Below are 26357 nucleotides of genomic sequence, written 5' to 3'. Positions count from 1 at the left end.
CAAAGAAAGGTGGTATTTGATGATGAAAACGAAAAAGATGCTCTGTGCGGTCGTAATGGTAATGATGCTGGCCATCATGTTTACGGTACCCGCATTTGCGGCAGGAACCGGGGATGTGGCTGGTGCCATTGAAGGCACTTGGACGGACGCATCCGCCCAGATCAAAACGGTTGTCAATAATGTGGTCTTTCCCGTGATTGACCTTGTTCTGGCTGTGTTCTTCTTCGCCAAATTGGGCATGGCGTATTTTGACTATAGAAAGCACGGCCAGTTCGAATGGACTGCGCCGGCCATCCTGTTTGCCTGCCTTATCTTCACCCTGACGGCTCCCACCTATGTCTGGACGATCCTGGGAATGTAAAGAATTATTCTGAGAATACAGGAGGAAGGAAGCAATGGAATATCCAATTCCAAATCCATCCGGAAATAAAATGCTTTCATTGGTTAACGAGCTGTACCAGCGGTCTATCGGGATGTGCAGAGCAGGTGCAGGTCCATACGGCATCGGGGTAAGCGTGGTAGAAGATACTCCCATTGATGTGTTTTTCACCTTTGATCCAGATCCGGTTCTGAATTGTAAAATACTGCCGGAGGAAATCCCTGAGTACACTGTCGGCGTGATTGGCTCCTGGAGCGGAGAGCGCAAATATCTTTCGCGGGAGGAGGTGGAGCAGCTTCTCTCTGCCTCGGACCCGAAGACCAGAATATTGGCGGAAATGCTCCGGTACTTTGAAGGAAAGACCTGGATCGTGAGCTGCGCAGATTGTCAGGAAGCGTTCGGGATTCTGGTGGATGCGGAAATGCGCGAGGCATTTGGGCTGGATGAGCAGGAGCAGATTGGACCGAAACTGGAAATGTAGGACAAGAATGATGAGGCGTAAGCCGGAAATGGGAGACGGTTTCTATGGGCTGTTGGGGAATCACCGCACTGGAGTCCGACGATGGACTGGATGCGGTTGGATGTGTCCGGTACAATTTACCGGCAGATGGACAACTGGACCTGGGAGAAATGCTTGAACGATTAAAGAAAGACCGATGGAATGCCCCCTGTGATGTAAAGCTGGGGTGTGCGCATACCAGCCCTATGGCACTGGCTGAGATCATTGTAAAGTATCTTGACGGTGATCCTGGCAGTTTGGACTATGATGAGGAGTGGGCGGCCGAGGACAACAAGTTCCGGTCCATCACCTCGTTTACAGCATCAAGGGCTTCTCTCCGGGAACTCCGGGATTACCTTGCGGACACTTTGAAATACGCCAGGATCAGAGCGGAGCGGCAGATCAAAGCCGGCGAGCTGCCCGGCGGCTGGTTTGATCCGAAGGATTGGGACGGATGGCAGAAACACATGGAGGGCCTTATTCACCGGCTGGATGGCGTTCTGGCCTTGGAAGGCAGTACGCTGGAGTTAGCTCATCCACTGGCGCCGACTGTCCCGGAATTAACCATGTAGGGAGGGAAAGAAGAAAATTGAATCCATTTGGACAGGAGTTGAGGAAAATCCTCACTCAGTGCAAAACCAGCGGCGTTGTGTCTTATGCGGGCAGATCCGCCTATATCCAGCTTGACCCGGATTTGCGGGCCAGGCTGGAGTTTGTTTCTCTGAACATTGCCAGCCAGTACAATGCCCTCAAGCTGACGATCCTGAACCGGACCGAGGGCGCGGTGGATGTGAATATCCTACGCTTTGGCGATTTACTGGGAAAGAAAAAAGTGAGCAATCCCAACTTCTCGGATGGTATCTTACCACACCTCTGGGATGATTATGGGAAGGTAGACTGGTATGTTTACCAGCCTACTCAGGCGGATTACAGGCTGCTGGCGGGTACGGTGGACGAATATCTGCAGGTGTTCCAGCGTCAGGAGGAGGCGCAAGAACACAGCCCGCAAATGTGCTAAGAAAATAGGAAGCGAATACAAGCAGGGGCCGTGCCCAGTCACGGCCCCTGTGCCTTTGAGCAGGAGTATGCGTCCAATGCTGGCACGGTCCCCCTTACGCAAAGAGGTGAAACCACCAGATGTTTATATTGGACTTTTTCCTTGGCGGGCTGATGGATCAGTTTATCGACTGGGTCTACAGCCAGCTTGTTGGTTTCTTTGGCAACTTTTTTGCCGAGATGGGGAACATGGGCGTCGAGCTCTTTGAGATGAGCTGGGTACAGTCCATTGTTCTCTTTTTTTCTTATCTGGCCTGGACGCTGTATGTCGTCGGGCTGGTGGTGGCCGTGTTCGAGGTCGGAATCGAATACCAGACCGGACGGGCCAGCATCAAGGACGCGGCTATCAGCGCCGTCAAGGGCTTTATGGCCGTGGGGTGCTTTACCCTGGTGCCGGTGGAACTTTATAAACTCTCCGTCACGCTGCAGGCCAACCTGACCTCTGGAATTACCGGGTATGGCGAGAGCTTTGATGCCCTTTCCACTGATATCATCAACTCCCTGCAGGGCGTGGATATCGGGGCCGCGGCCTCCTCCGGCGTATTCGGCGGGATCGGCAGCATCACCAGCCCCATCATGGTCATTTTTATTATCATCATGATGGGGTACGCCGTCATCAAGTGCTTTTTCTCCAACCTCAAGCGCGGAGGAATCTTACTCATCCAGATAGCTGTGGGTTCCCTGTATATGTTCTCGGTGCCCCGCGGCTATATGGACGGTTTTGTGCAGTGGTGCAAGCAGATCATCGGTCTGTGTCTGACCACCTTCCTGCAGGCCACCATCCTTACAGCGGGACTGCTGGTGCTGAAGGATCATGCGCTGCTGGGCCTTGGCCTGATGCTGTCGGCCGGTGAAGTGCCCCGCATCTGCGGCGCCTTTGGGCTGGACACCTCGACACGCGCCAACATCATGTCCGCTGTCTATGCAGCACAGTCAGCGGTCAACACCACCCGCACCGTGGTACAGGCAGTGGGGGCGGCTAAATGAGCAGAGAAAAACTGATTTACATCGCCTCTCCCTATGCAGGAGATATTGAGGCAAACACCGCGTTTGCGAAAAAGGCGTGCCGGTATGCCATCCATCAGGGGCATACGCCCATCGCCGTCCACCTGCTCTACCCACAGATGTTGGATGACGCTGAGCCAACAGAACGGGAAATTGGACTGCGGCTGGGACATCGGGTGCTGGAAGTCTGCGATGAACTGTGGCTCTGCGGCGGCAGGGTCAGTTCCGGCATGGCCCGTGAGATTGAGGAGGCCCAAAGACTCAGCATCCCCATCCGACAGATTGGGGAGCTGGAAATCAAGCAGGAGGCTCTGCCCGCTGAGATGGAGCAAAGCGAAGCTCCAGGGCAGAGCATGGGTATGGCATAATGCCCACGCTGGGCAGCCTGTTCGATGGAATCGGAGGGTTCCCCCTCGCGGCGGTCCGCAACGGCATCGAGCCGGTGTGGGCCAGCGAGATCGAAGCCTTCCCCATCGAAGTGACAAGAAAGAGGTTCCCTTCCATGCTCCATGTCGGGGACATCACGAAACTGAATGGTGCCGAACTTCCCCCGGTAGACATTATCACAGGAGGCAGCCCTTGTCAGGATCTCAGCGTGGCGGGGGCCAGAGCCGGTCTTGCCGGAGAGCGTTCCGGCCTGTTTATGGAGCAGATCCGCGTTGTAAAAGAAATGAGGGATGCAGATGAGCGGCGCGGCAGAACAGCTCACACTGTTCGACCTCGATATATGTGCTGGGAGAATGTACCAGGATCATTCAGTTCAGCGGGCGGCGAAGATTTCCGCATCGTCCTCGAGGAGATTGTCCGAATTAAAGACGGCTCCTGTTCAGTGCCTCGACCTGACTCTGGGACATGGGAATCTGCTGGGGCAATCATTCTGGGAGATCAATTCAGCCTGGCTTGGAGAGTCATGGATGCTCAATTCTGGGGTGTCGCCCAGCGTCGCAAGAGAATCTTCCTTGTCGCAGATTTTGCAGGACGATCCGCCCCGCAAATACTATTTGAGCAAAACCGCCTGCCTGGGTATTCTGCGTCGAGCGGAGGCCAGAGGCAAGGAACTGCCGCCTCAGCTCCGGGATGCTCTGATCCTCCAGGCGGGACTGGCCCCATCGGATTCGACGGATACAACGGAGACCTGACAGGAGAAAAGGCAGCCACTCTCGGTGTTAATTGTGGTATGTCCACTGGACGAAACGGTGTGCTCACCGCCTTTGCCGCCAATCAGCGGGACGAGGTGCGGGATCTTCATGATGTAGCCGCGGCGCTGACCGCCCAGCCAGGGATGAAACAGCAGACCTTTGTGGCCGGAATCACGGCCAAAGGCAACGGTGATTGCTTCCTTTCCGAGGAGCGGCACACAGCACTAAGCGGAGGCGGCGGTATGCCCGGACAAGGGTATCCCGCCATTTTTACAGCTGCTTTTTCTGCTGGAGCTGGTGCTTCTGCGGGCAGTATTGGCTATGGAGAGGAAGTCTCGCCTACCTTGAAAGGAACCGCCAGCGGGAACTGTATGCCATCCATCCTGTGCCTTAATGACCAGGGCGGACGCGCCATTGCCTGCAGCGAAAATGTTGCCGGAACACTTCGGGCACAGGAGCATGGCCACCAGTCGCTTGTATTCGAGAACCACGGGATCGATGCCCGCTACACCGGCCCACATTCTGTGGCGCCCACAATGTCAGCCCGTTACGGTACGGGTGGGAACAATGTCCCGCTGGTCGCAGAACCGGACACGATATTCTGTATCACCGGAAATGCCATTGACCGGCAGCCTATGAACGGCGGGAACGGGATTGGGTATCAACAGGGCATCGCCTATACTCTCACCGCCACCGATCACCATGCCGTGTTCAGCCGCCAGCGTGTGGATGTGTTCAAAAGCAACGAGGTGGTCAGCACTCAGAGCGCCCGTCAGCACAAAGACGCAACAGATTTGGTCGTGGATATGGACGAGCCAGATAACAGCGCCTCCGCTCCAAGAGGTGCCTCGGTTCTTCTGATCCGCCGTCTGACCCCGCTGGAATGCGAGCGCCTGCAGGGATTTCCGGATGGTTGGACTGATATCGAGGGTGCTTCCGACTCCGCCCGCTATAAAGCACTGGGCAACAGTGTAGCGATTCCTTGCGTCGACTATGTTTTGCAAGGAATCGCATGGGCGACCACAGCACAGATAGCTTGAATGATTATGAATAGGAGATGCGATCATGGAACCGATGAAAAACCTCTGCGGCTTGATTCCCGAGTCGCTTCACAAGCGGCTGATGGAGGGCAAAAGTCCTGAAATGACAAACGGTGAGTACCTCACTAAGATACTCACTACCTATCTGGACCAGCCTGCCACAGCAAAGCAGGAACAGCGCACCCTGGCCGTTCAGATCTCAGATGACATGTTTCAGCGGCTGAAGTCCTACCTGGATGCTCATGCGCCCCTCACCCAAAAGGCACTGGTTCAGAGCCTTTTGAATCAGGCACTGGATCAGTGGGAACATGGCGAGGAACCGCTCCAGAGTGCGGCCCTTCAGGACAACAAGAAAGAACGGACGCTGGCCATTGCTATGCCCGAATCTCTTTTCCACCGCGTTGAGCAGTATGTGGAGGCGCATAATGGCGTATCCAAACGAGCCTTCGTTGTGGGGTTGGTGGCACAGGAACTCCAATCTTGGTTGATGGAACAAAGCCCAGACGAAGTACAAGATCAGGAATTCGGCCCCGATCAGGATGAACAGGGGTTTGGAATGAGCATGACGATGTGAGGTGAAACATGTACATTTATCCCGATAATCTGAAATCCAAAGCCGTACTGTGGCTGTGGGAACTGCGGGACATCGCTATCATTGGCGTGGGCACCCTGATCTCTGTGTTTGCCATGGCCCAACTTGGCTTCCTGCCCCCAGTGGTAATCACTGCGGCCTATGCCTTCCTCTCGATTCGGCTGGAGGATACCAGTATCTTGGACTTCCTGCGCTATGCAATCCGATATTTCCTCCTGGGCCAGCAGACCTATGCCTGGGGGCTGTGTAATCCATCAACGGATAGGAGTGATAGAAAATGAGCAGAAAAAAAGAAGCAACGGCCAAACAGACTACCCGGCAGCTCATCGGGATCGACGAGATCACCGACAGCGGCCTAAAGACCAGTCATGGGAGGCTGATTTTCTTTGCCATCAAGCCCACCAACCTCTCGGTCCAGCCCCCGGAGGCTGTGAGCAATCGCATCTATGCCCTCATGACCGTCCTCAAGGGGCAGGCTGAGATCGAGATGTTGGCCCTCAACTCCAAGGAGAGCTTTGAGGACAACAAGAGGCACTATCGCCAGCGGGCTGCCGAGGAGGACCTGCCGGTCATCAGCCGGCTGCTGGAGGCGGACGCTAAATCACTGGACCGCCTGCAGATCCAGATGGCGACCGCCCGTGAGTTCTTCGTACTGGTCCGGTTGCGTGAGGAAACAGGGATGGAGCTGCACACCCACCTCTCCCGCATCCAGAAAAGCCTCGAGGATCAGGGCTTCAAGGCAAGCCTCGCCAGCGGCGAGGATCTCAAGCGCATGCTGGGCGTGTATTTTGAGCAGAATGCCACCACGGAAAAATATGAGGATTACGACGGGGAACGCTGGATCATTCTGAATGACTGACCCGTGCCCCACAATTTAATTGATATGGCCGTCAGGAGAACTTCCGGGCCATATCAGGAAGAAACAGTGCGATAAAAGATCTCCTGCCGGCCTGGACAGGAGGTTTTTTCATTGCCGAAAAACAGAACAAAGAACTCTCCCCGGCCTGTGGTGGAGGAACCATATATCAAGGATTTCCTCGACATGGTCGCCCCCTCGGTCATCGACTTCAAGGTGGACCACTACCTGTGCGGCAACACCTGCCGCTGTGTATGGGCGCTGCGGGAGTACCCCACTTCTACCGATGAGCAGGCCATCCTGCGGCATCTGGGCGAGATGGACGGGGTCACCATCCGCATCTACACCCGGCAGGTCACCCCCAGTGAGGAGCGCCGGATCATCCACAACGCCGCCAACAAGCACCGAATGTCCCGCTCCAGCACCGAGGATCTCCAGCAGACTGTCACCGCCGAGGCCAACCTGCAGGATGTGGTTACCCTGGTCTCCTCCATGCACCGCAACCGGGAGCCGCTCCTCCACTGTGCGGTGTTCCTGGAGCTGACCGCCCCGGACTACGACGCCCTCAAGCTGCTCCAGACCGATGTGCTCACCGAACTGGTCCGCTCCAAGCTCAATGTGGACCGGCTTATGCTCCGTCAGCAGGAGGGCTTTGTTTCTGCTATGCCGGCCGGCCGCAACGCCTTCGGCGCCCAATTTGAACGGGTCCTTCCGGCCAGCTCGGTGGCCAACCTGTATCCCTTCAATTATTCTGGCAAGACCGATCCTCACGGATTCTACATCGGCAAGGACAAGTACGGGGCCAATATCCTCGTAGATTTTGATAAGCGAGATGACGATAAGACCTCCGCCAACATCCTGATCCTCGGCAACTCCGGCCAGGGTAAGAGCTATCTGCTCAAATTGCTCCTGCTCAACTTCCTCGAGGCGGGCAAATCCGTGATTTCCCTGGATGTGGAACACGAACAAAAGGATATGTGTGAGACGGTGGGCGGCTGCTTCATGGATCTGATGGGCGGCGTGTACCGCATCAATCCGCTGGAGCCCAAGTGCTGGGATGACGGCAGTGGCCCGGAGGACAGGGACGCGCCGGAGGCATTCCGCAAATCCACCCGGCTCTCCCAGCACATCTCCTTTCTCAAGGACTTTTTCCGGGCCTACAAGGATTTCTCAGACCGCCACATCGACGCCATTGAGATCATGGTGGGCAAGCTGTACGCCAAATGGGGCATCAGCGACAGCACCAACTTCGCCGGCCTCAAGCCCCAGGACTATCCCATCCTTTCCGACCTCTATAAACTCATTGAGCAGGAGTACAGAGAGTACGATGGGAACTGCCACCAGCTCTACACAGCGGAACTGCTGCAGGAGATCCTGCTGGGCCTCCACTCCATGTGCCAGGGCGCCGAGGCTCAGTTCTTCAACGGGCACACCAATGTGACCTCCTCCCGCTTTATCGTCTTCGGGGTCAAGGGGCTGCTGCAGGCCAGCAAGAATGTGCGCGGCGCCATGCTGTTCAACATCCTGTCCTATATGTCCGACCGCCTGCTGACCATCGGCAACACCACAGCGGCGCTGGACGAGCTGTATGTGTGGCTGTCGGATAATGTGTCGGTGGGTACCACCATCATCGAGTATATCCGCAACACTCTCAAGCGGGTCCGCAAGAAGGAATCCAACCTCATCATGGCCTCGCAGAATCTGGAGGACTTTGACCGGGAGGGCATCCGGGAGTTGACCAAGCCCCTGTTCGCTATCCCGCCCCACCAGTTCATCTTCAACTGCGGCTCCATTGACAAGCGGTTTTATATGGATCTGCTCCAGCTGGAGGAGGCGGAGTACAACCTCATCCGATTCCCCCAGCGGGGTGTGTGCCTGTTCAAATGCGGCAACGAGCGGTACCTGCTGGAGGTTCACGCTCCTGCCTATAAGGAGGCGCTGTTCGGCACAGCGGGCGGGCGATGAATGTGGTCGGGTATGGAGGCGGAACGGACAGCACGGCAATGCTGATAGGATTGTGGCGGCACCATGTCCCAGTCGACCTGATCCTTTTTGCCGATCCCGGAGCCGAGCAGCCGCATACCTACGCCTACCTGGACACCATGAGCCGCTGGCTGGAGAACCATGGGATGCCGGCGATCACGCGGGTGTGGTACACCGAGAAGAACGGCCAGAGGCTGACGCTGGAGCAGGAGTGCCTCCGCTCAGGAACGCTGCCCTCCATTGCTTATGGGTACAAAAAATGCTCCCTCAAGCACAAGGTTGCCCCGCAGGAAAAGTTCTGCAGGCACTACCAGCCCTGCATTGATGCCTGGGAGAAAGGAGAAAAGGTCGTCAAGTTCATTGGATACGATGCCGGAGAGGAGCGCCGTCTGCTCAACGCCCTTCCTCATGACCTTCAGGATAAAAAATACCAGAAGGAATATCCCCTGATGGAGTGGGGCTGGAGCCGAAAGGACTGCATCCAGGCGATCCGGGATGCCGGCCTTCCCCTGCCGGGCAAGTCTTCCTGCTTCTTCTGCCCCAGCATGAAGCGGTGGGAAATTCGGACATTGTACCACCGCTACCCGGATTTGCTGCGGCGGGCTTTGGCGATTGAAGACGCAGCCATGCCAAACCTCACATCAGTGCGGGGGTTGGGCCAGAACTGGGCCTGGCGGGATTTTATCTGCGCGGATGAAAATCAGCTGGCGATTCCGGGCGCTTTCTCAGATGAGGATCTGCCCTGTTCCTGCTGTATGAAAGGTGAACTGCCAGCAGCAGATCTATAAAAGAGAAAGGGAATTCGAATGAAAGAAATTGAATTGGAACAGTGGGAGCCATTACCGGGAGATCCCCGACAGACGCAGTATGCCGGACAGCGTACCGCTCAGGAGGTCTTCGAGGAGTTAAAGCACCGCCTGGAGGGTATGGGGTACCTGCCGGACGAGTATTTTCTCATGGACCGGGAATGGGAAAATGGCCGGGAGATCCCCAAAGACGCCGACATCTTCTGTACCACCGACTACGGCGGCAACGAGGGCGTCTATTTAGATGTGTACCTGAAGTGGTATGAAGACAGCCGCCCCGTCACCAAAAGTTTCATCACCGGCAAGACGCTGGGCGAAACCGGCGCAGATCTGGACCGGATGTTCCTCATCTCCTCCGCCATCACCAAGGCGTTCCACGGGGACGGCGAAACCTATGCCCGACATCTCCGTCAGGGTGAGCGGGCGGAGCCGGAGGGCATGATCGTCCACCTGAATCCTACGGAGCAGCGCACCATCATCGAGGCGCTGGTGGAACAGCAGGAACGCCAGGAACAGGCCATGTCCCAGACGGAACAGCTCCTGCGGCGGATGACCGGGAGCATCACCGCCTATATGGATGAGGTGGGACGGTACCCCCTGCACATCAGCGACTACGATAAAACCGTGTTGGCCATTCGGGACGGAGAATTTGACGCCTTCAAAAACCTTTATCCCAGGGTATCAGGCCAGACGGATGACCTGCTGATCGAGGTGGCGGGACGCCCCGGTGTCGTGGGAGGAAATATGACCCTGATACTTCTTGCGGCGGTGGAGAGGTTTTCCCCGGAGGCATATCTCACTGCCTGTAAGCGGGCGGTGGAAACGGGAGACAGTTGGCGGGTACAAACATTGGTGAAGGAATCAGAAGGCCGCCTCTCGGAGCCGCTCCCCTCCCTCCACGGTGAGGTGATCCTCTATGCCTATACAAATAACTGCCGGAACATCGCCAAAGACCTGATCGCCCAATGCACGCCGGAGCAGATTGCTTCTGTGCCCCCGAAGCTTCTCCGCTGGGTTGCGGAAAAGCTGGACTTCCAGACCGCGGTGGATCTGGTGGACAAGGGCGTCCGACCGGGCGATGAGGTGGCCGGCATCCTGCGCACCCTCACGGGCCAGCATCAGGAGTGGATGGCAGAGAGGCTGCTGGAACACGGGATGCCGGTGGAGCCGGACAACTATGACGCGCTCTATGCCTGTGTCAGCAATCAGGCGGTCGGAGCCGCCAAGCTCCTGCTGGACCGGGGGATTGATCTGGAGCAGTACCAGCTGTGGGCGGAGCATCGGCCCAAAGGCGATGGGTACACGGAAACCATGGAGGAGCTGGCCGCGTACTGGTCTGAACTGCAGAACAGTACGCAGCCAGAGGATTCGCCCATGAAAGGTATGAACCTATGAGTGCCACCGTTGCAGCGGCCGTCAAAGCGGCGATAGTAATTCTTTCCAATGAGGAAGCCCGCAAAAAGGTGGGCTGGGGCATTGTGGCTATCCTTTCCCCGCTGATCGTTCTGGTGGTTCTGCTTTGCGCCATCCTCTCAGGAACCTCACAGCACAATGTGTCCGCCGTGGAGCTGTGCTTCCACGGCGGCTCCATTTCCGCCAGCGCCACGCCGGAGTACCGGAGATACATCGAGGATATGCGGAACAGCTTTGACCAACTGGACGAAGTGATCGCGGAGATCAATAGTCAATGCGAAGATGGAAAAAGCCTTGACGATACCCGCGTCAAGGCCATTTTTTATGCTCTGTATTTCGCCGCAGAACAGCCAGATACAGATGGCATCCATGAGTTTGCGGACTGTTTCGTGGATTATGAGGAGCGAACCCGAACGGTTACCACCACCGACGAAGAAGGCAATGAGGTGGAGACCACAGAAACCTACATGGTGGCCGTTCCTATTGAAGACCTGGCAGAAATTTATGAGCGGATCAGCCATGCCATTGGAGTCGAGGTCACCGCGGACCATCAGGCCAACGCTGACGGTATCTATCATCTCATCCTTTATGGCAGCCCCAGCGGGGAAAGCGGCGGCTGGTTCCCTGGGGCTGATGTCCCGTTCATTGAGGTGGATGGCTTCTGCTCTCCCATCGGAGCAGGCTGGGAGGCCGTGGTCACCTCGGAATTCGGGTACCGAAGCGACCCCTTCACCGGCGAAACGCGAGGCCACACCGGGATGGATTTGGCGGTGCCCACTGGCACCCCTATCCGTGCGGCATTACCCGGTACAGTGACCGTATCGCAGTACCACAGCAGCTATGGCTACTATGTGATGATCGACCACGGCAATGGCCTGTCCACCCTATATGGCCACAATTCCCGTCTGCTGGCTCAGGTGGGACAGACGGTGGAGGCTGGGGATATCATTTCCCTCTCCGGCTCCACCGGGCGGTCCACCGGCCCGCACCTGCACTTTGAGGTGCGTATCAATGGGGAGCGCACAAATCCCCGCTATTATCTACCGACGACTGGAGGTTGATATTTTTGCGTCTGAAACTTCAATTGCCGGCCAAGGCCGGCCAGTTCCGCATCTCCGAGTGTGAAGCGACCCGCCTGCTCACTCTATCGGCCAACGACTTTCAAACCTTTCTGAACTGGCCTCAGAAAGAACTATCCTGGGATGCACAGCCGCTCTATTATGAGGAGGACGGCAAACGGGTCTATCGGGGTGTTCTCATTTTGGGAGAGGGCCGCGCAGATGGCGTTTTCGCTTATGACGCGGGCGAACACTTCGTCTATCTGCCCGGCGCGAGAGCGGTGGTCGATTCCATTCTGGAACAGGCGGTGGAAAAGATCATCAAGGAGGGCACGGAGAACACCAACGAGGGCAGTTGGTGCTATTATTTCAGTGAGCTTTATGAGCAAATGGGACTGGTGATAGAGGATGGAAATGGCTTCGACGCCCTGCTCCTTGAGAAGCTGGAGCAGCGGCCGGAGGCGGCGGAGGTCGCCCTGACAGATGAGTGCTTTGACATCTGCTATTACCTGAACTACTGCAGAAACCTGAGCGATGAGGAGATAGAAGGACAAATTCCATTGGCACGACAGTCCGAATTATTTCGCAAATCCGTATCTGTCTTCTGTGATATGTACGATGAGAAATCTGACCTGTATGAGATGCTTCATAATAATCTGGGAATGAGTGACGATGAGATTGGATACCTCGGCTTCGCCCTGCACGATGAATATGTGGACGAGCAAATTGATGCAGAGGGGGCACAGTCCGGCCATTTCCCGGAGTCAGGGAAACTGGCGAATTTGATCTCCGCCTATGAGGAACTGCATCAGCTTCCAGATGAGGAGCGTATCACCCACTCGGCTCCGGGGACTTTTGGTTACTGCCTTGACCCCGATGTGCCGTCTGAGCGGCTTCATGCTGTGTACCAGCAGGCGCTGTCTGCCCTCGAACTGAAGGGCGATGAAATCCAGATAGATGGACAATTCACTTCCCGCGATGAGATCATTTCCCGTATGCGGGACTGCCTGCTGGCCAAAGAACTGTCGGCTGGAGAAAGAGTGCTGTTCGTCGCTACCGAGCCGTATGGAGGCCCTGGTGATTTCGCTTTGCGAGGCGGAGTGATAGAGAGTGTGGATGAGCAGGACAAGACCTGCTCGGTGCGGGGGACTTTTTTCACAATGGAAAAAGTCCCCCTACACTATGTACTCGGCCGATACAACCCGGCGGTTGGCGGGGAGTACTATGGATTCCGCGGCATCGTCCCCTATTTTTGTGAGGATAAAGAGCTGGCCGAGCATTACCTGCATGAGGCTGAGGTGATGTGGGACGCAGAGATGGAGGTGGGACAGGACCTCTCCATGTAAAAGAGGAAGTATGCAGTAATAGAACGACGGGAGGAATACCATGGCGGTGCTGTATCAAGTAGAGGAACAGGGGCGTCAAACCGCTTTTGTAGGCGAAAAAGAAGGTGGGTTTACGGAGCTGCACTCCCTGTTGGAGCGGGCCTCTGCCATCGTGGAAGTGGAAAACAGCGGGTTCGCAGAGGCACTTTCCAATGCCGCCGCAGAGCGCGGTACTCCGCTCAGGCAAGTGTTTGCGGACGAAGCAGAGGCCCTGAGCCATGACCTTGGTCATGGCGGGATTGTGGAACAGCAGGTGGTCATTGACCTGGACAATGGGCGGATACGGGTGGAATATGACCACCGGGCCGGCAGTCTGCGGGAGAGCCTGGATGCCTTGTCAAAACATTTTCCAACGGCAGGCGCCAACAGAATCCAGAACCGGCTCATAGCTTTCCTTGCGGAGCATGACGGAAGCGAGGAACTCTACAAGGTGCTTCACGATGAACTGGGACTGACCAATCAGGAGATCGAAGCCATGGGCTTTGATCTCACCCACCGATATGAGCCGGACTGCGGTGACGCATACCAGGACATCGTGGACTACATTCGCTTTGAGCAGGAAACCTCGGAAATCTGGCCCTGGTTTATCTCTTGCGATGAGATACTCTCCCATGAAACAACCCTGCGGGAGATCGCCGGCCGGATGTCCGCTGCCGGCGAATGGGATACGGAGAGCATCTATGAGAGCTTAACGGAAGTCTTTGGAAACAATCTATCGCTGGATAAACAGTCAAAGGATGACACGAAAGAGGAGGAAAGAAACATCAATATTAAACAGGATCAGTTGGATCTGCTTTGGCAGTTGGAAGAGTTCAGAAAGAAACATGAACATCAGGCAGAGCCGTTCGACTGGGCGATCCGGATGTGTGAGGCGTTTGTTGCCCGAAGTATGGGCTTCACAGACCGGGTACAGTGGACGGAGCTGCTTCGGCAGAGAGGTGAAACCCTTTTCATCTTCGACTGGAAGTCCGGCAGCGTCAGCGACCATGTAGCCCAGTGGTGCAAGGAAAATAGTCGGAATTGGAGATACAGCCATCTTGGGGAGCTGCAGGTTGCTCATGGCGGTGAGTGGAGAAAGGTCGATTATTTCTGCAGGGATGGCAGAGAAACCAGAGTGTATTTCCCACCAGAGTCCGTGCAGGAACAGCAGCTCCAGGCATTGGCAGAAGCCCCTGCCATCCATGTGCGGGATCTGCTCACGCTCGGCCTGCCGGACCACGATGTCTATCTGGTTCATGCTACAGAGGATGTGGGCTGGGTGCCCGCAGCGGATCTTTCTCGGCTGACTGCCCAGGGGAAAGAAGAATTTTCAGCTCTGCTGGACGCCAAAGTCGCCGCCATTCATCCTGGCCCCTATGGTGTGGAGCTGATGTTGGACGGGGTTGATCCTCAACTGTTGGTTCAATATGACGAAACAATCGCCAATTACTCCAGGGCTGAAAATACCCTGGGGCTTTTTATGTGAGGATGAGCTATGGGCTATCGTATAAACCGCAGCGAGCGTGAACAGCAACTGCTCAATATGCTCTTCAGCTATCTTGGGGAACATTATGACAGCAGTGAGTTATATGAGATACTGCATCATGACTTGGGGATGACCCACAGTGATATTGAGCTGTTGGGATTTGATCTGAAGGATTGCTATTGCATGGAATCCAACGAAATAAACATGGGACGCCTTAATCTGAATGCAGAAACAGACCTTTCAAGACTTATGGAGCGGCCAATGCTGTTGTCCACTGTCCATCTATCCCTCATAGACCGGACTTCGGGGGAGGTGGAAGAAGCTCTTTACGACAACGGCGCAAGATATGCCGAGGATCTTCGGAATATGATGGAACACTTTTCTACTGATGAATACCCCTCAAACAATCTCATGAATTACTTCGTTTTGCCCACTCATCCAAAGATAGAAAAACGAATCCGGGAAAAGGTACTGTCCGCAACGCCAGGAATATATGTGGATGGAGAAACAATCTATGCGGCGTTGAAACTTCAAATGACGGAAGACCTGACACAACGGGAACTGGAATTGTTTGAGCAGCAGATTGCGGATCAGTACGAAAATGGCTGGGGCGGCGCACTTGAATTGCAGGATATTGATACGGCCTGTGGCGATTTGATTTGCATCAGGCTATGGCACGACGCCCTGGAATTTTATCCAGCATGTAATTTGCCCACGGAAACAGAGGCAACTCAGGAAATAACCATGTAGGAGGAATCTAAATGAGAAAAGCCACGGTCACTATTTCATTTGATCAGGAGAAACTCAAAGCCGTCCAGTTCTATGCGGGAAAGAATGACACCTCCCTGGAGGCGGAACTGGATGCGTTCATGGAGAAGCTCTACAAGAGATATGTGCCGTCCCAGACCAGGGAGTATATCGAAAGCATGGCGGAACCGGAGGAACAGCCCCGTCCACGGTCTGCCCGCTCACCTCGAAGCACCATGCCGGATACTCTTGACTCGGGGAAGGAGGCCGAATAATGGCAGGCTCTACATCCGCCGAGGTGTGGCTGGATCAGCGGCGCTGGGACGCGCTGGAGGAGGCGCTGAAGGCCCAGGGCAGCGATATTGAACAGCATTTGCAGGACTATCTGATAACGCTGTACAACGAGACGGTTCCACAGGAACAGTGGGAGCAGGTGGAGAAACGCATCAGTGATGAGGCGGCAGAGGCAGCGCGGGAGGCTGAGGAACGTGCGGTCTACACCGCCTTTCATGTTCGGGAACATGGCCACGACAGTATCTTCTCAACGGGTAACGGTGAGGAGTTCCTGGATGTGGCCATACGGCTGCGCCGTTATCTGCAAGGAGGTGCTGCGGCTGTGAAGGGCGATTTCTCCCACCACTTTTATAATTCTCAGCCCATTACGCGGGAGCGGTTTGACGAACTGGCGGTTCTGCACCTCGAAAATACCGGCAAGGTTGCAGGCGCGTTTGAGATCGATCTGGATGCCGGCTGGCTCTCTGGCCTCCGCATCATGGATGGCTGGCAGACCTTTAAGATCAAAGATGTCTCAGCAGCGGTTTACTACGCCACCCGCAGTTCCCGTGTATCGCTGGCAGACCAGTGGGCAAAGTTTACCAGCCATCTGGAGGGGAAACAAATCGAGCCGGAGAGTTTTGCCCCTGTTGAAATCGGGGGCCTGCGTCCCTTGGAGAAGGGAGATATACTCTGTATTGACGGACCTTTTTACGCAGGCCGGGAGTTGAAGTTCCGGCTGGATCTCAGCGGCTATGGGGTGCAGAAAGAGGTGCTGAACCTGATGGTGGACTGCTCGAAACCGGAGAATTCTTTGGAGATCACCTGCGGTTATGACGCCGCCCGCCAAGGAATCAGCGACGAACTTGGCCTAACCCTCCGCCAGAAAAATGGGATGGTACGGCACGACTTTTTCTATCCATTGATGGAGGAGGAGCGAGATCTTCTCCTCAAAATAGTTGAACAATTCTGCCAACAGCAGACCGGGAAAACGCTGAACGACTACTATGCGCAGTTGGATATGGAGCGTGAAGCCCCTCCGGAACTCACTGCAGGTACCAAAAGGCTGCCGGTAGATGCGGTGTCCTTCACCGATGAGATCACAGAGTGCGATGGGAAACTGAGCTTCTATATCCCCATAAACTTCGATCCTGACGCAGTATTTGGTACCAATGTTGCCTCCGCCGTCAACGATGACTGGCTGAATGTGTACGCCAATTTTGACTGGAAGACCGGGCGGATAGACAGCGCATTGACCGTATGTCTCGTCTGCTCTGACGGTCATGAGTTTGAGTTTTCCTACCCGCTGACTCCCGCGGAACAGGTCCAGTTGTGGAACCAGATGGACGCCTACTGTCACCAACAGAATGGACAGAGCTTGGGGGAAACAAGGACCGCCCTGCTGCGGGAGCAGGCGGAAGAAGGGCTGGAGATTCGGCTGTAGGAAACGCCGCTCGGTAAATTTTATCGACTTCCCACAGCTTCCCAAGCCGCTTTTTATTGGCAGTGATGAATGGATTTCTCTCCGGAAGTGTGGCATTGTGTTGTTGCATGGGCAGCCAACCGGCGCCTGAAACAAACCAAAAAACTGAGGAAAGGAGTTCAACGAATGAAAGCCAAACAAGTATGTAAACTGCAGGAAAATCTCGCAAAGGAGGCCATTGCATACCTTGTGCTCTATGGAACAACCGTGGATGTAGCTCCATATCGAAAGGCTGTGACACAGGTTGGAACGGTATGGGGACTTCCAATACCAGACACACAGCGGTGGCTGGACTTGATCCGTCAGGAAGAAATCGCAGTTACCCAAGCAGCCGAGCCCGAAAAGGTGAATCATGTGATGGAGGAAAAAGACCTGCCGATAAACGCCAGCGGCCTCCAAACCCTGGATAATATCTGGGGCTTGTTCGAGACAGCGGTGGAGCTGAACAGCGTCGCTGGCCGCCGTGAGATGTACGCACTGGCCAGGGAATTGAGCGAATGCCAGAACCTGACGGACTGGATCATCAAAAGCCAGACGGAGAACGAGGGGGCCCAGGCGCCCATGGCCTGCACACAGAACTGAGCAAGCCGATAGCCGATGCTCCATGAAAAGCCGTGCGGCAGCACGGCTCTTTTTGTGGCGTGGAGCGCATTCCCCCGCCGTTGCCCCCTGTGCGGCCCTGTGTCCCCTTTTCCAAGAGGGGGTGGCATCCGTACACCTGCCGCCCTTCTGGGGGCTTGCGGCGGCTTTGTGCGGGCCGTTCCTAAAATGAGCGGTGACCGTCCTGCGTTGATGGCCTCTCACTTTCGCCTTTAGCGAGGGTGAACCGAGGGGTCGAAAACAGTGCGGGATAAAGAGCGGGGGTCGCAAAGCGTCCCCCGCTCGGCTCACACCGCCCCGCAATGCGGGCCGGGGAACGGTTTTGCGGGGGTCACTTTTCAGGGGATGGGATCACACCGGGGGTCACCACGGCTGGAATGGCCCATCACTCCAGCGTTTATCCGGCATTAGAACAGGGATATGGACAGAAAAGGAGGCACAAAATCAAAGTATGGACGGCATCCAGTTTTGAAGTAAAGAAGTCACTCAAAAAGACGAATCCCTGACCATGCAAAGGTCAGGGATTTTTGGTTGGAGGAAAGTATGGCGAGAGAAAAAATCAAGTTCGCTCTGCGTATTGCTCCCGAAACACAGCAACTGGTCAAAGAACTCTGTGAAAGGGATAACTGCCAGAGCCAGAACGAGTTTATTGAAAAGGCAATCCGCTTCTATGCCGGCTATGTTTCCGGCAAGGAAGCCACAGCATATCTGCCGCCCGCACTGGTGGCAGCCATGCGCGGAACCGTCCAAGACAGTGAGAACCGCATCGCCCGCCTGCTCTTCAAACTGGCGGTGGAGGTCAACATGATGATGAATGTACTGGCGGCGGGCATGGAAATCAGTGACGAGGATCTCAAGACACTCCGCGCCCGGTCCGTCCGTGAAGTGAAGCAGACCAATGGGCGCATCAGCTTCAAGGACGCCATCGACTACCAGCGGGGCGTGGAGTGATGCACAAAGGTGGTGACAGTCTGTGCCGCGCCTGATTTTCAAGTGCCCCTACATCAAGGGCGGTACCTCCTCCGCCACCGCTCATCTTGAAAACTATGTGAAATATATGGCCACACGGAATGGTGTGGAGCGCATCGATCCGGGACGCAGTGAGTGGCCGGCCACCTCAAAGCAGAAAAAGATGGTAGAACAGATCCTGCGGGACTTCCCGCTCAGCCGTGGGATGTTTGAATACGAGGACTATGCGGTCGAGCCGACACGCACCAACGCATCGGAGTTCATCACTCGCGCTCTGGAGGACAACTATGACCAGATCGCCAAGAAGGATAACTATCTGAAGTACATCGCCACCCGCCCCCGCGCCCAGCGCGTCGGTTCCCATGGATTGTTTACCGGCGAGGAAGATCAGCTCGTACTGGCGCAGGTAGCGGAAGCGGTCGCGGCCCACCCCAGTAATGTGTGGCTGCCCATCATCTCTCTGCGGCGGGAAGACGCCGCCCGCCTCGGCTATGACAAGGCGGAAGAATGGAAAGCACTGCTCTCCAAGTATGCCATGGAAATGGCGGAGGCGATGAAGATCCCCTGGGAGGATTTCCGGTGGTACGCTGCATTCCATGATGAAGCACACCATCCCCATATCCACATGGTCTGCTACAGCGCCGATCCGTCGAAAGGCTTCCTCACCACGCAGGGCATCGCCCAAATCAAGTCGGGACTGGCAAAAGAGATCTTCCGGCAGGAGCTGACGGAGCTTTACCAGAAGCAGACCCAGAGTAGGAACACGCTGAATGAGGACGCCCGCTCTGTGCTGGAGCAGTTGATTGAACAGATGTGGAGCGGCGCCGTGGTCAACCACCGCATGGAGAAGCTCATGGAGCATCTGGCGGAACGCCTGCGGCACACCGGAGGCCGGAAGCAGTACGGCTACCTCAAGGCTCCGCTGAAGGCTGTGGTGGATGAGATTGTGGACGAGCTGACCAAAGAGCCATGTGTCGCCGCAGCCTATGCCCTGTGGTATGAACTGCGGGAAGATGTGCTGCGCACCTACAAGGACGACCTGCCTCCACGCCTTCCCCTTTCCCAGCAGAAGGAATTCAAGCGGATCAAAAACATCGTCATTGAGGAAGCGGTAACACTGGGGGCGCGCCAGCAGGTTTTCCATCCAGATGACCAGCAAGACCGTGTCCCTGTGGAGGACCAGGAAGAAGCGCCGCTGCCGGAGGCGCCCCAGCCTGATAATGACTGGAATGATTTCTCGGAGTCCCCACCGGACGATGTCCCAGACAAAACGGTGTCTGCGCCAGCCAAAGCGCAGATGAACTGGAGCGATGAGTACCGCCTGGCCCGCCGCTGTTTGTTTGGCGGCAAGGATCAGCCCCAGGATCTTGAGCAGGCGTTTACCCTGTTCCAACAGGAGGCGCAAAAAGGCAATGCGCTGGCCATGCACGATCTGGGCCGGATGCTTGCGGACGGGCTGGGCCGGAAGATTGATATGCAGGCCGCCCATGTGTGGTACAGCAAGGCGCTGGCCGCTTTCTATGCTGTTGAGAGGCAGAAGAAAAAACGCTATGCGGAGTACCGGATCGGCAAACTGTATGCCGCGGGCCTCGGCTGTGAGCAGGACTATGGTGATGCCGCCCGGTGGTTCCAACTTTCCGCAGACAAAGGGTACAAGTATGCGCAATATTCCCTTGCCGGCCTGTTTCGCCGTGGACAGGGTGTGGAACAGGACGATGCGCGGGCGCTGGAGTTATACACAGCTTCCGCACAGCAGGACTTCCCCTATGCCGCCTACGAGTTAGGAAAGATGTATCGGGACGGCATTGGCTGTGAGAAGGACGCCGAAGCGTCGGAACAGTGGTACCGGCAAGCCTTCGCCGGATTTCTCGAATTGGAGCAGCAGAGCCATGACGATAAATTGCAGTACCGCATCGGATGGATGCTCCTCCATGGTGTAGGGACTGGTAAAGATGAGGCGGCAGCCAGGGAGTGGTTTGAACAGGCGTCCAAACTGGGTAATCCCCATGCACAGTACCAACTGGCCCGGATGATTTTCAATGATCCATCCTCTACACCGGAGCAGACAGCCCAGGCATTGGAGTGGCTGACAAAGGCGGCGGAAGCCGGCCAGGACTGTGCTCAATACGCGCTCGGCAAAATCTATCGGGATGGTCAGGGCGTGGAAAAAGACATTCAAAAGGCGGTGGCTCTGTTCACACTTGCGGCAACGAAGGAAAACAGCTTCGCCGCCTTTGCCCTTGGCAAGCTGTATCTTGCCGGTGACGCAGCCCTGCCCAGAGACCCGGCGGCCGCACTGAAATGGCTCACATACGCTGCGGAACTTGGGAACCAGTTTGCCCAGTACCGCCTGGGAAAACTGGTGCTGAAGGGAGACAACGGTATCCCAAAGAATGTAACAGCCGCCATCCGCTGGCTTGCTGCCGCGGCCAAACAGGAGAACGGGTATGCGGAATACGCTCTGGGCTTGGTCTATCTCAAAGGAGAAGATGTACCCAAAGACAGCGTAAAAGCACTAAGTCTGCTGAAGCGGTCAGCAGGCCGGGGTAATCAGTTTGCGCAGTACCGGCTGGGCAAGCTGCTGCTCCAGGGGGAAGATGCGCCAAAGGATGTGAAAGCCGCCATCCGCTGGCTCACCGCCGCAGCGGAACAGGGCAATCAATACGCCCAGTATGCCCTTGGCAAGCTCTATCTGCTTGGGAAGGAGGTCCCAAAAGATAGATCCAGTGCGATCAAGTGGTTCCAGCTGGCAGCGGATCAGGGCAATGAATATGCTCAATATTTCCTGGAACACATGGATGACCGCTTGGGCCAGCCTCCTGTGGCGGCCGTCATTTCGCTGTTCCACCATCTGTCCAACATTTTCCAGGAGCAAAACCAACCACCGCCCTCCGGTGGCGTCCGGGTCGCGGTGGATCGGAAGCTCCTACGAAAAATCAAGGCGAAGAAGATCGCTCAGGGCCACAAGGCGGATGACCATGAGCCGGAAATGCAGCTATAAGGGAGGTAATCTTTTGAAACAGAAAGAGCAGTTTAAACAGCAGATTTTATTGGCGCATCCAAAAGGCATTCAAGGGCTGAAACGGCAAAAGCCAATCCCGTGCAGACCTGTTCTGTTCCACCGGAAACTCAAGGGAAGGAATCAGTGAGAGGCATATGAGGTATGAACCTGCGTACTCCCATTAATAGCCTCTGGAGCTTCAACAAGAAGTTCTGAAATCTTTTTTCTCTTTTTCAGTTACCCTTTCAGGAACCTTTCCAGTCACACTACCGCTGTGGTCTATGGGCGTCGGGATCAAGTCCAAGAGCTCCGAAAGATGCCAACCAACCGAATGAATTAACACAGATTTGAGAGGCCGCATACTGCGGTCTCTTTTTTTGATAAGGAGGGATGTAGCGTGCCATATATCCACTTCACAGAGGACCAAAAACTCCGTGCCAACTCCGTTGACCTGGTGGAGTTCCTGCGCCGGCAGGGAGAGAAACTCATCTCCTCCGGCCAGGACAAACGCCTCACCTCAGATCACAGTATTACTGTGCATGGGAATGAGTGGTATGATCATGCTGTAGAGAGGGGTGGCCATGCAATCTCCTTTGTCCAAAATTTCTACGGCCTGACTTACCCTGAAGCAGTGACCCGTCTGCTCAATGGTGAACAGGGGGAGGTGTATGTACCGGCGGAGAAAAAAGAAAAAAAGCCGCCAAAGGAATTTGCCCTGCCTCCCTCAAACCAGGCCATGCGGCGGGTATATGCTTATCTGCTCCAGCAGAGGCACATCAGCCGGGAGGTACTAAGCGCTTTCGCACAGAAGGGACTGATCTATGAGAGCCGGGAATTGTCCATAGATCAGACAAAGGTGTATCACAACGCCGTGTTCGTCGGATTCGATGAACGCGGCGTTGCCCGTCATGCCCACAAGCGGGGGCTCTATACCCAAGGCAAAAGCTACCGGGGCAACATAGAGGGCAGTGATCCCCGGTGCAGTTTCCACTGGGTCGGTACCAGCGACCGTCTCTATGTATTCGAGGCCCCCATCGATCTGCTTGCCTTTCTCACCCTGTACCCGGACGGCTGGCAGCAGCACAGCTATGTGGCTCTCTGTGGTACGGCGGAACATGCTATGCTGTGGATGCTGGAGAAAAATCCAAATCTGCGGAAAGCCATCCTTTGCCTGGATCACGATGCCGCCGGAATCGAGGCCGCCGGCCGGCTCTCGGATATTCTGCGGGAGCATGGCTATTCTCAAATTGCCTCGCTGCAATCCGAATACAAAGACTGGGACGAGGATCTGAAAGCGTGGAATGGACTGGAGGCCCAGCCCGCCGAGGAGCATCCGCAGTTTGTGGTGGCGGGGCTCGTCTGCCGGCGAATCGGAGCCAGGTGCAAGGAAGTTCAGCCGGACCGGGCGGTTTATCAGTTCCCCGGATTGCTCATACAGTACCGGAACGACCTCCATTGGGGACGCTTTGACCAGGCGATGGAATGTATGGAAACCATGGCGGCGCTGGCCCTCTCGGTGGTGCTGCGGGAGTGCAAACAGATGGGTATCGCGCTGACCACTGAGCAGGGCGTCCGGTTTTTAGAAAGCCACATCCTGCCTCATCAGAACCGGAGTATCCTCAAGAACCGGGCGGATGAGATCGCCATGCAATTCCAAAGCGTATTGGCCAAGAACAATCGCCAGGGTATCCGTACCCAGGCAGAGAAAAAAGAGGTGGCCAGCGCATGGCTGGAGCTGGCCATCTCTTGTGCCAAGGTGCCGGTCAAGTACGAGGCCGACGAGATCAAACGGCGGCAGAAAGAGGAAAAGACCCAGAGGGAAGCTGAGCCAGTGATGGCCTAAGCCTGAAACAGCAAAGCGGAGGAATGGCTCAGTCCCACTCCTCCGCTTCTTCCTGGCTGCTTGTTTGTCTGCTGAGATATTCTGCCCGCTCCTGCTTATTGGCTGGCCGAGTTGCCTGCTTTCCACAGTCTGGGCATTGCTCCGGCAGTTCCGGCGCCTCAAACAGATAGTAGCAATGGTCACATACGCAAATCAAAGCAATCACCTCATACCAATTTATTATAGCAGACAAAGCGAAAACTGAACATCCCCTTCTGATATTAAGGCGTAGATATCAAAAGGAGGATCATGTGCCAACGCAAGTTATAACACTTATCGTGGTAGGTGCCATCATGTTTCTCGTGATCGGCGGTCTCGCGTTTCTCTCCCATTACTATACCCTTGACGGAATCAAATCCAAGACTGTGGGCGACGGCCAGCACGGAACCGCACGCTGGGCTACCAAACAGGAGATTCGGCAGACCTATGCCCATGTCCCTTTTGAACCAGAGCTGTGGCGCAAGGGAGAGCATCTGCCGGAAAAGCAGGGCCTTGTCCTTGGCTGCGAAGGGCCCAAAGACCATGTTACAGCTCTGGTGGACACCGATGACATCCACGCCATGGTCACCGCCGCCAGCGGCGCCGGAAAGACCGCGTTCTTTTTGTACCCCAACATCGAATATGCCCTCGCCAGCGGGATGTCCTTCCTCTGCACGGATACCAAGGGCGACCTGTTCCGCAATTATGCCGGTATTGCCAAGGACTGCTACGGATACCAAATCGCCGTGTTGGATCTGCGTAATCCCACCCGCTCGGACGGCAACAACCTGCTTCATCTGATCAACAAGTACATGGATATCTATAAGGCCGACCCCAAAAACCTGGCAGCAAAGGCTAAGGCGGAGAAATACTCCAAGATCCTCGCAAAGACGCTCATCAACACCAGCGGCGGCGACAGCGCCCAGTATGGGCAAAACGCCTTTTTCTACGATTCCGCCGAGGGCCTGCTGACCGCCATGTTCCTGCTGGTGGCCGAGTATCTGCCCACCGAGGACGCGGACGGCAATCCCATTGAAAAGCGCCACATCGTGTCGGTGTTCAAGCTGGTGCAGGAACTGCTGGCCCCCAGCCGGGTGAAGGGAAAGAATCAGTTCCAGCTCCTGCTGGAAAAGCTCCCGCCTAATCATAAGGCCCGCTGGTTTGCCGGGTCCGCCCTCAACACGGCGGAGCAGGCCATGGCCTCCGTGATCTCAACGGTACTGTCCCGCCTAAACGCCTTCCTCGACTCGGAGATGGAGCAGATCCTCTGCTTTGACACCGCCATTGACGCGGAGAAGTTTTGCAATGAGAAATCCGCCATCTTTATCGTACTGCCCGAGGAGGATCAGACCAAGTATTTCATGGTCAGCCTGATCCTCCAAAATCTGTACCGGGAGATCCTCACCGTGGCCGATGAGAACGGCGGGCGGCTCAAGAACCGGGTGGTCTTCTTTGCAGATGAGCTTGGGACATGCCCGCCCATCCAGTCGCTGGAGCTGATGTTTTCCGCCTCCCGGTCCAGAGGACTCATGTTGGTGCCTATCGTCCAGAGTATTACGGGACAGCTGCAGAAAAACTATGGAAAAGAGGGCTCTGAGATCATCGTGGACAACTGCCAGGTCAACCTTTACGGCGGCTTCGCCCCGGCCAGTCAGACTGCGGTGGAACTGTCCAAATCTTTGGGCAGCCGGACGGTGATGAGCGGCAGTATCTCCCGCGGGAAAAACGATCCCAGCCAGTCCCTCCAGATGATGGAGCGTCCCCTCATGACCCCGGATGAACTCAAGTCCATGCCCAAGGGCAGCTTTATTGTGGCCAAGACCGGCGTCCACCCCATGAAGGTCAAGCTGCGGCTGTTCCTCGACTGGGGCATCCGGTTCGGCAAGCCCTATGAAGTGCCGGAGAAGGCCCAGCGGTTCGTTGCCTATGCTGACAAGCAGGAGTTGGAGGAGTCCATCATCCGCCGCCACTATGGGACGATTGTAATGGATAGTGAGCAGCCGCAGGGAGTCGGCACATCCGCTGGCGGTATGGCTCAGGGAATTCAGGCCGCACCGGATTCCCGCAAAACGGTATTTCGGCCTTGACGGAGGGAAACAGAATGAACAGCTTTAGAAATATCTACAATTCCAATCTAAGCCACAGAGCCAAGAGCGTCTATATGTACCTCAAAGATCGGGCAGACAGCGAGGGACGCTGCTGGCCGGCCATCAGAACCATTGCTCTGGAGTTGGGGCTTTCCCGCTCTACGGTCAAGCGGGCACTGGATGATCTCTGCAGGGCTGGTCTGCTGCAAAAGGACCCACGCTGGCGGGAGAATGGGAGTCTTACTTCCAATCTGTATCATGTGGTATGACGGAGGTGTCCAATGCTGGTTGAGATCGATCTACTGGATTATTTGGCTTATCAAATGGGATGCGGAGTTCTTTCTGATCTTCGGCTGTCCCAGCAAAGTGAACGGCTGCACAGGCTCACTGCCGCGATCCCTTTAGGTGCATGCAGCGAACAGGAATGGCTGGATGCGGCACAGTATTTGACAGGCCATGACTGCGCATCAGCACTGGAAGCAAGAAACCGTCTGGTGAGATAGCCTGTAAAAAGCAGACCCTCCCGCCAAGGGGAGGGTCTACATATCATGTGAACCGAGTCCCGGTTCATAATGAACCAACCAGAAGCGCCCACTCTAAGGATTTTATTTAAGACAGAAAATAACTAAAATGGTACCTATAGAAAGGACAGTACTCTGA

At 55.7% G+C, this 26357-nt stretch carries 27 protein-coding genes; all 27 read left to right on the top strand.

The genetic code is table 11. The annotated features are described in order from the left end of the window. The first annotated feature begins 19 nt into the window (after nucleotides 1-19). The 27 genes from HMPREF0372_RS12210 (at nucleotide 20) to HMPREF0372_RS19260 (ending at nucleotide 26200) form a co-directional block, all read left to right on the top strand. Entirely contained in the window at nucleotides 20-361 is a 342-nt protein-coding gene (locus HMPREF0372_RS12210; protein WP_006874004.1) for a DUF3852 domain-containing protein, read from the top strand. 34 nt (nucleotides 362-395) lie between these two features. Next, nucleotides 396-860: a hypothetical protein gene (locus HMPREF0372_RS12205; protein ID WP_230979290.1), complete on the top strand. Its 465-nt coding sequence runs from the start codon at nucleotides 396-398 to the stop codon at nucleotides 858-860. A gap of 44 nt (nucleotides 861-904) precedes the next feature. Continuing rightward, on the top strand, nucleotides 905-1450 hold the full coding sequence (locus tag HMPREF0372_RS12200; protein ID WP_039997420.1) for a DUF4259 domain-containing protein: 546 nt from the start codon (nucleotides 905-907) through the stop codon (nucleotides 1448-1450). Between the two features lie 17 nt (nucleotides 1451-1467). Further along, a complete protein-coding gene (locus HMPREF0372_RS12195; RefSeq protein WP_006876413.1) occupies nucleotides 1468-1896 on the top strand; it encodes a hypothetical protein in 429 nt (142 codons plus the stop codon). A gap of 119 nt (nucleotides 1897-2015) precedes the next feature. Further along, nucleotides 2016-2921 carry a conjugal transfer protein TrbL family protein gene (locus tag HMPREF0372_RS12190; RefSeq protein ID WP_007492853.1) on the top strand — a complete coding sequence of 302 codons (906 nt, stop codon included), beginning with the start codon at nucleotides 2016-2018 and terminating at the stop codon, nucleotides 2919-2921. Then, on the top strand, nucleotides 2918-3307 hold the full coding sequence (locus tag HMPREF0372_RS12185) for a DUF7768 domain-containing protein (protein WP_007492851.1): 390 nt from the start codon (nucleotides 2918-2920) through the stop codon (nucleotides 3305-3307). The genes HMPREF0372_RS12190 and HMPREF0372_RS12185 overlap by 4 nt, the downstream gene beginning before the upstream one ends. After that, nucleotides 3307-5118: a DNA cytosine methyltransferase gene (locus HMPREF0372_RS12180; RefSeq protein WP_007492850.1), complete on the top strand. Its 1812-nt coding sequence runs from the start codon at nucleotides 3307-3309 to the stop codon at nucleotides 5116-5118. The genes HMPREF0372_RS12185 and HMPREF0372_RS12180 overlap by 1 nt, the downstream gene beginning before the upstream one ends. A gap of 25 nt (nucleotides 5119-5143) precedes the next feature. Continuing rightward, on the top strand, nucleotides 5144-5692 hold the full coding sequence (locus HMPREF0372_RS12175; RefSeq protein WP_007492848.1) for a hypothetical protein: 549 nt from the start codon (nucleotides 5144-5146) through the stop codon (nucleotides 5690-5692). Between the two features lie 8 nt (nucleotides 5693-5700). Then, a complete protein-coding gene (locus HMPREF0372_RS12170) occupies nucleotides 5701-5991 on the top strand; it encodes a hypothetical protein (protein ID WP_007492846.1) in 291 nt (96 codons plus the stop codon). After that, nucleotides 5988-6569, top strand: a complete 582-nt coding sequence (locus tag HMPREF0372_RS12165; protein ID WP_007492844.1) for a hypothetical protein — start codon at nucleotides 5988-5990, stop codon at nucleotides 6567-6569. The genes HMPREF0372_RS12170 and HMPREF0372_RS12165 overlap by 4 nt, the downstream gene beginning before the upstream one ends. Before the next feature lie 183 nt (nucleotides 6570-6752). Then, nucleotides 6753-8531 (top strand): VirB4 family type IV secretion system protein, encoded by a 1779-nt coding sequence (locus tag HMPREF0372_RS12160; RefSeq protein ID WP_230979292.1) that lies wholly within the window; start codon nucleotides 6753-6755, stop codon nucleotides 8529-8531. Continuing rightward, nucleotides 8528-9337 (top strand): adenine nucleotide alpha hydrolase family protein, encoded by an 810-nt coding sequence (locus HMPREF0372_RS12155; protein ID WP_007492839.1) that lies wholly within the window; start codon nucleotides 8528-8530, stop codon nucleotides 9335-9337. The genes HMPREF0372_RS12160 and HMPREF0372_RS12155 overlap by 4 nt, the downstream gene beginning before the upstream one ends. Nucleotides 9338-9355: 18 nt before the next feature. Continuing rightward, nucleotides 9356-10750, top strand: coding sequence for a hypothetical protein (locus tag HMPREF0372_RS12150; RefSeq protein WP_007492838.1), 1395 nt, complete (start codon nucleotides 9356-9358; stop codon nucleotides 10748-10750). Further along, entirely contained in the window at nucleotides 10747-11829 is a 1083-nt protein-coding gene (locus HMPREF0372_RS12145) for a M23 family metallopeptidase (protein ID WP_007492836.1), read from the top strand. Before HMPREF0372_RS12150 ends, HMPREF0372_RS12145 begins: the two co-directional genes overlap by 4 nt. A gap of 5 nt (nucleotides 11830-11834) precedes the next feature. Next, nucleotides 11835-13172 (top strand): hypothetical protein, encoded by a 1338-nt coding sequence (locus tag HMPREF0372_RS12140; protein WP_155117024.1) that lies wholly within the window; start codon nucleotides 11835-11837, stop codon nucleotides 13170-13172. A gap of 40 nt (nucleotides 13173-13212) precedes the next feature. Continuing rightward, nucleotides 13213-14676, top strand: a complete 1464-nt coding sequence (locus HMPREF0372_RS12135; RefSeq protein ID WP_007492832.1) for a hypothetical protein — start codon at nucleotides 13213-13215, stop codon at nucleotides 14674-14676. Nucleotides 14677-14685: 9 nt separating this feature from the next. Beyond that, nucleotides 14686-15426, top strand: a complete 741-nt coding sequence (locus tag HMPREF0372_RS12130; RefSeq protein ID WP_007492830.1) for a hypothetical protein — start codon at nucleotides 14686-14688, stop codon at nucleotides 15424-15426. A gap of 11 nt (nucleotides 15427-15437) precedes the next feature. Continuing rightward, the gene (locus HMPREF0372_RS12125; protein WP_007492828.1) at nucleotides 15438-15698 is read left to right on the top strand and encodes a DUF6103 family protein; all 261 of its coding nucleotides are present in this window, start codon (nucleotides 15438-15440) and stop codon (nucleotides 15696-15698) included. Further along, nucleotides 15698-17140, top strand: a complete 1443-nt coding sequence (locus HMPREF0372_RS12120) for a hypothetical protein (RefSeq protein ID WP_007492827.1) — start codon at nucleotides 15698-15700, stop codon at nucleotides 17138-17140. Before HMPREF0372_RS12125 ends, HMPREF0372_RS12120 begins: the two co-directional genes overlap by 1 nt. Nucleotides 17141-17305: 165 nt before the next feature. Further along, nucleotides 17306-17761: a hypothetical protein gene (locus HMPREF0372_RS20130; protein WP_007492825.1), complete on the top strand. Its 456-nt coding sequence runs from the start codon at nucleotides 17306-17308 to the stop codon at nucleotides 17759-17761. Between the two features lie 561 nt (nucleotides 17762-18322). Next, on the top strand, nucleotides 18323-18730 hold the full coding sequence (locus HMPREF0372_RS12110) for a hypothetical protein (RefSeq protein WP_006876451.1): 408 nt from the start codon (nucleotides 18323-18325) through the stop codon (nucleotides 18728-18730). 22 nt (nucleotides 18731-18752) lie between these two features. Next, a complete protein-coding gene (gene mobP3, locus HMPREF0372_RS12105) occupies nucleotides 18753-21749 on the top strand; it encodes a MobP3 family relaxase (RefSeq protein WP_007492818.1) in 2997 nt (998 codons plus the stop codon). Nucleotides 21750-21762: 13 nt separating this feature from the next. Then, nucleotides 21763-21897, top strand: coding sequence for a hypothetical protein (locus HMPREF0372_RS21080; RefSeq protein ID WP_269142258.1), 135 nt, complete (start codon nucleotides 21763-21765; stop codon nucleotides 21895-21897). 249 nt (nucleotides 21898-22146) lie between these two features. Continuing rightward, nucleotides 22147-23592, top strand: a complete 1446-nt coding sequence (locus tag HMPREF0372_RS12100; RefSeq protein ID WP_007492814.1) for a DUF3991 and toprim domain-containing protein — start codon at nucleotides 22147-22149, stop codon at nucleotides 23590-23592. A gap of 290 nt (nucleotides 23593-23882) precedes the next feature. Then, entirely contained in the window at nucleotides 23883-25697 is a 1815-nt protein-coding gene (locus HMPREF0372_RS12095) for a type IV secretory system conjugative DNA transfer family protein (protein ID WP_039997417.1), read from the top strand. 14 nt (nucleotides 25698-25711) lie between these two features. Further along, nucleotides 25712-25966 (top strand): helix-turn-helix domain-containing protein, encoded by a 255-nt coding sequence (locus tag HMPREF0372_RS12090; protein WP_006876445.1) that lies wholly within the window; start codon nucleotides 25712-25714, stop codon nucleotides 25964-25966. Between the two features lie 12 nt (nucleotides 25967-25978). Further along, entirely contained in the window at nucleotides 25979-26200 is a 222-nt protein-coding gene (locus tag HMPREF0372_RS19260; protein WP_007492803.1) for a hypothetical protein, read from the top strand. The last annotated feature ends 157 nt before the right edge of the window (nucleotides 26201-26357 follow it).

This window comes from Flavonifractor plautii ATCC 29863, assembly GCF_000239295.1.
Lineage (GTDB): Bacteria > Bacillota > Clostridia > Oscillospirales > Oscillospiraceae > Flavonifractor > Flavonifractor plautii.
This window is presented reverse-complemented; position numbering and strand designations above follow the sequence as displayed.

Coding starts and splice junctions, on each gene's coding strand:
- HMPREF0372_RS12170 (WP_007492846.1), top strand. CDS start 5,701: ATGTACATTTATCCCGATAATCTGAAATCCAAAGCCGTACTGTGGCTG.
- HMPREF0372_RS12090 (WP_006876445.1), top strand. CDS start 25,712: ATGAACAGCTTTAGAAATATCTACAATTCCAATCTAAGCCACAGAGCC.
- HMPREF0372_RS12135 (WP_007492832.1), top strand. CDS start 13,213: ATGGCGGTGCTGTATCAAGTAGAGGAACAGGGGCGTCAAACCGCTTTT.
- HMPREF0372_RS12180 (WP_007492850.1), top strand. CDS start 3,307: ATGCCCACGCTGGGCAGCCTGTTCGATGGAATCGGAGGGTTCCCCCTC.
- HMPREF0372_RS12200 (WP_039997420.1), top strand. CDS start 905: ATGGGCTGTTGGGGAATCACCGCACTGGAGTCCGACGATGGACTGGAT.
- HMPREF0372_RS12190 (WP_007492853.1), top strand. CDS start 2,016: ATGTTTATATTGGACTTTTTCCTTGGCGGGCTGATGGATCAGTTTATC.
- HMPREF0372_RS12155 (WP_007492839.1), top strand. CDS start 8,528: ATGAATGTGGTCGGGTATGGAGGCGGAACGGACAGCACGGCAATGCTG.
- HMPREF0372_RS12145 (WP_007492836.1), top strand. CDS start 10,747: ATGAGTGCCACCGTTGCAGCGGCCGTCAAAGCGGCGATAGTAATTCTT.
- HMPREF0372_RS12205 (WP_230979290.1), top strand. CDS start 396: ATGGAATATCCAATTCCAAATCCATCCGGAAATAAAATGCTTTCATTG.
- HMPREF0372_RS12160 (WP_230979292.1), top strand. CDS start 6,753: ATGGTCGCCCCCTCGGTCATCGACTTCAAGGTGGACCACTACCTGTGC.
- HMPREF0372_RS12185 (WP_007492851.1), top strand. CDS start 2,918: ATGAGCAGAGAAAAACTGATTTACATCGCCTCTCCCTATGCAGGAGAT.
- HMPREF0372_RS12175 (WP_007492848.1), top strand. CDS start 5,144: ATGGAACCGATGAAAAACCTCTGCGGCTTGATTCCCGAGTCGCTTCAC.
- HMPREF0372_RS12210 (WP_006874004.1), top strand. CDS start 20: ATGATGAAAACGAAAAAGATGCTCTGTGCGGTCGTAATGGTAATGATG.
- HMPREF0372_RS20130 (WP_007492825.1), top strand. CDS start 17,306: ATGAAAGCCAAACAAGTATGTAAACTGCAGGAAAATCTCGCAAAGGAG.
- HMPREF0372_RS12120 (WP_007492827.1), top strand. CDS start 15,698: ATGGCAGGCTCTACATCCGCCGAGGTGTGGCTGGATCAGCGGCGCTGG.
- HMPREF0372_RS12165 (WP_007492844.1), top strand. CDS start 5,988: ATGAGCAGAAAAAAAGAAGCAACGGCCAAACAGACTACCCGGCAGCTC.
- HMPREF0372_RS12150 (WP_007492838.1), top strand. CDS start 9,356: ATGAAAGAAATTGAATTGGAACAGTGGGAGCCATTACCGGGAGATCCC.
- HMPREF0372_RS12110 (WP_006876451.1), top strand. CDS start 18,323: ATGGCGAGAGAAAAAATCAAGTTCGCTCTGCGTATTGCTCCCGAAACA.
- HMPREF0372_RS12130 (WP_007492830.1), top strand. CDS start 14,686: ATGGGCTATCGTATAAACCGCAGCGAGCGTGAACAGCAACTGCTCAAT.
- HMPREF0372_RS19260 (WP_007492803.1), top strand. CDS start 25,979: ATGCTGGTTGAGATCGATCTACTGGATTATTTGGCTTATCAAATGGGA.
- HMPREF0372_RS12125 (WP_007492828.1), top strand. CDS start 15,438: ATGAGAAAAGCCACGGTCACTATTTCATTTGATCAGGAGAAACTCAAA.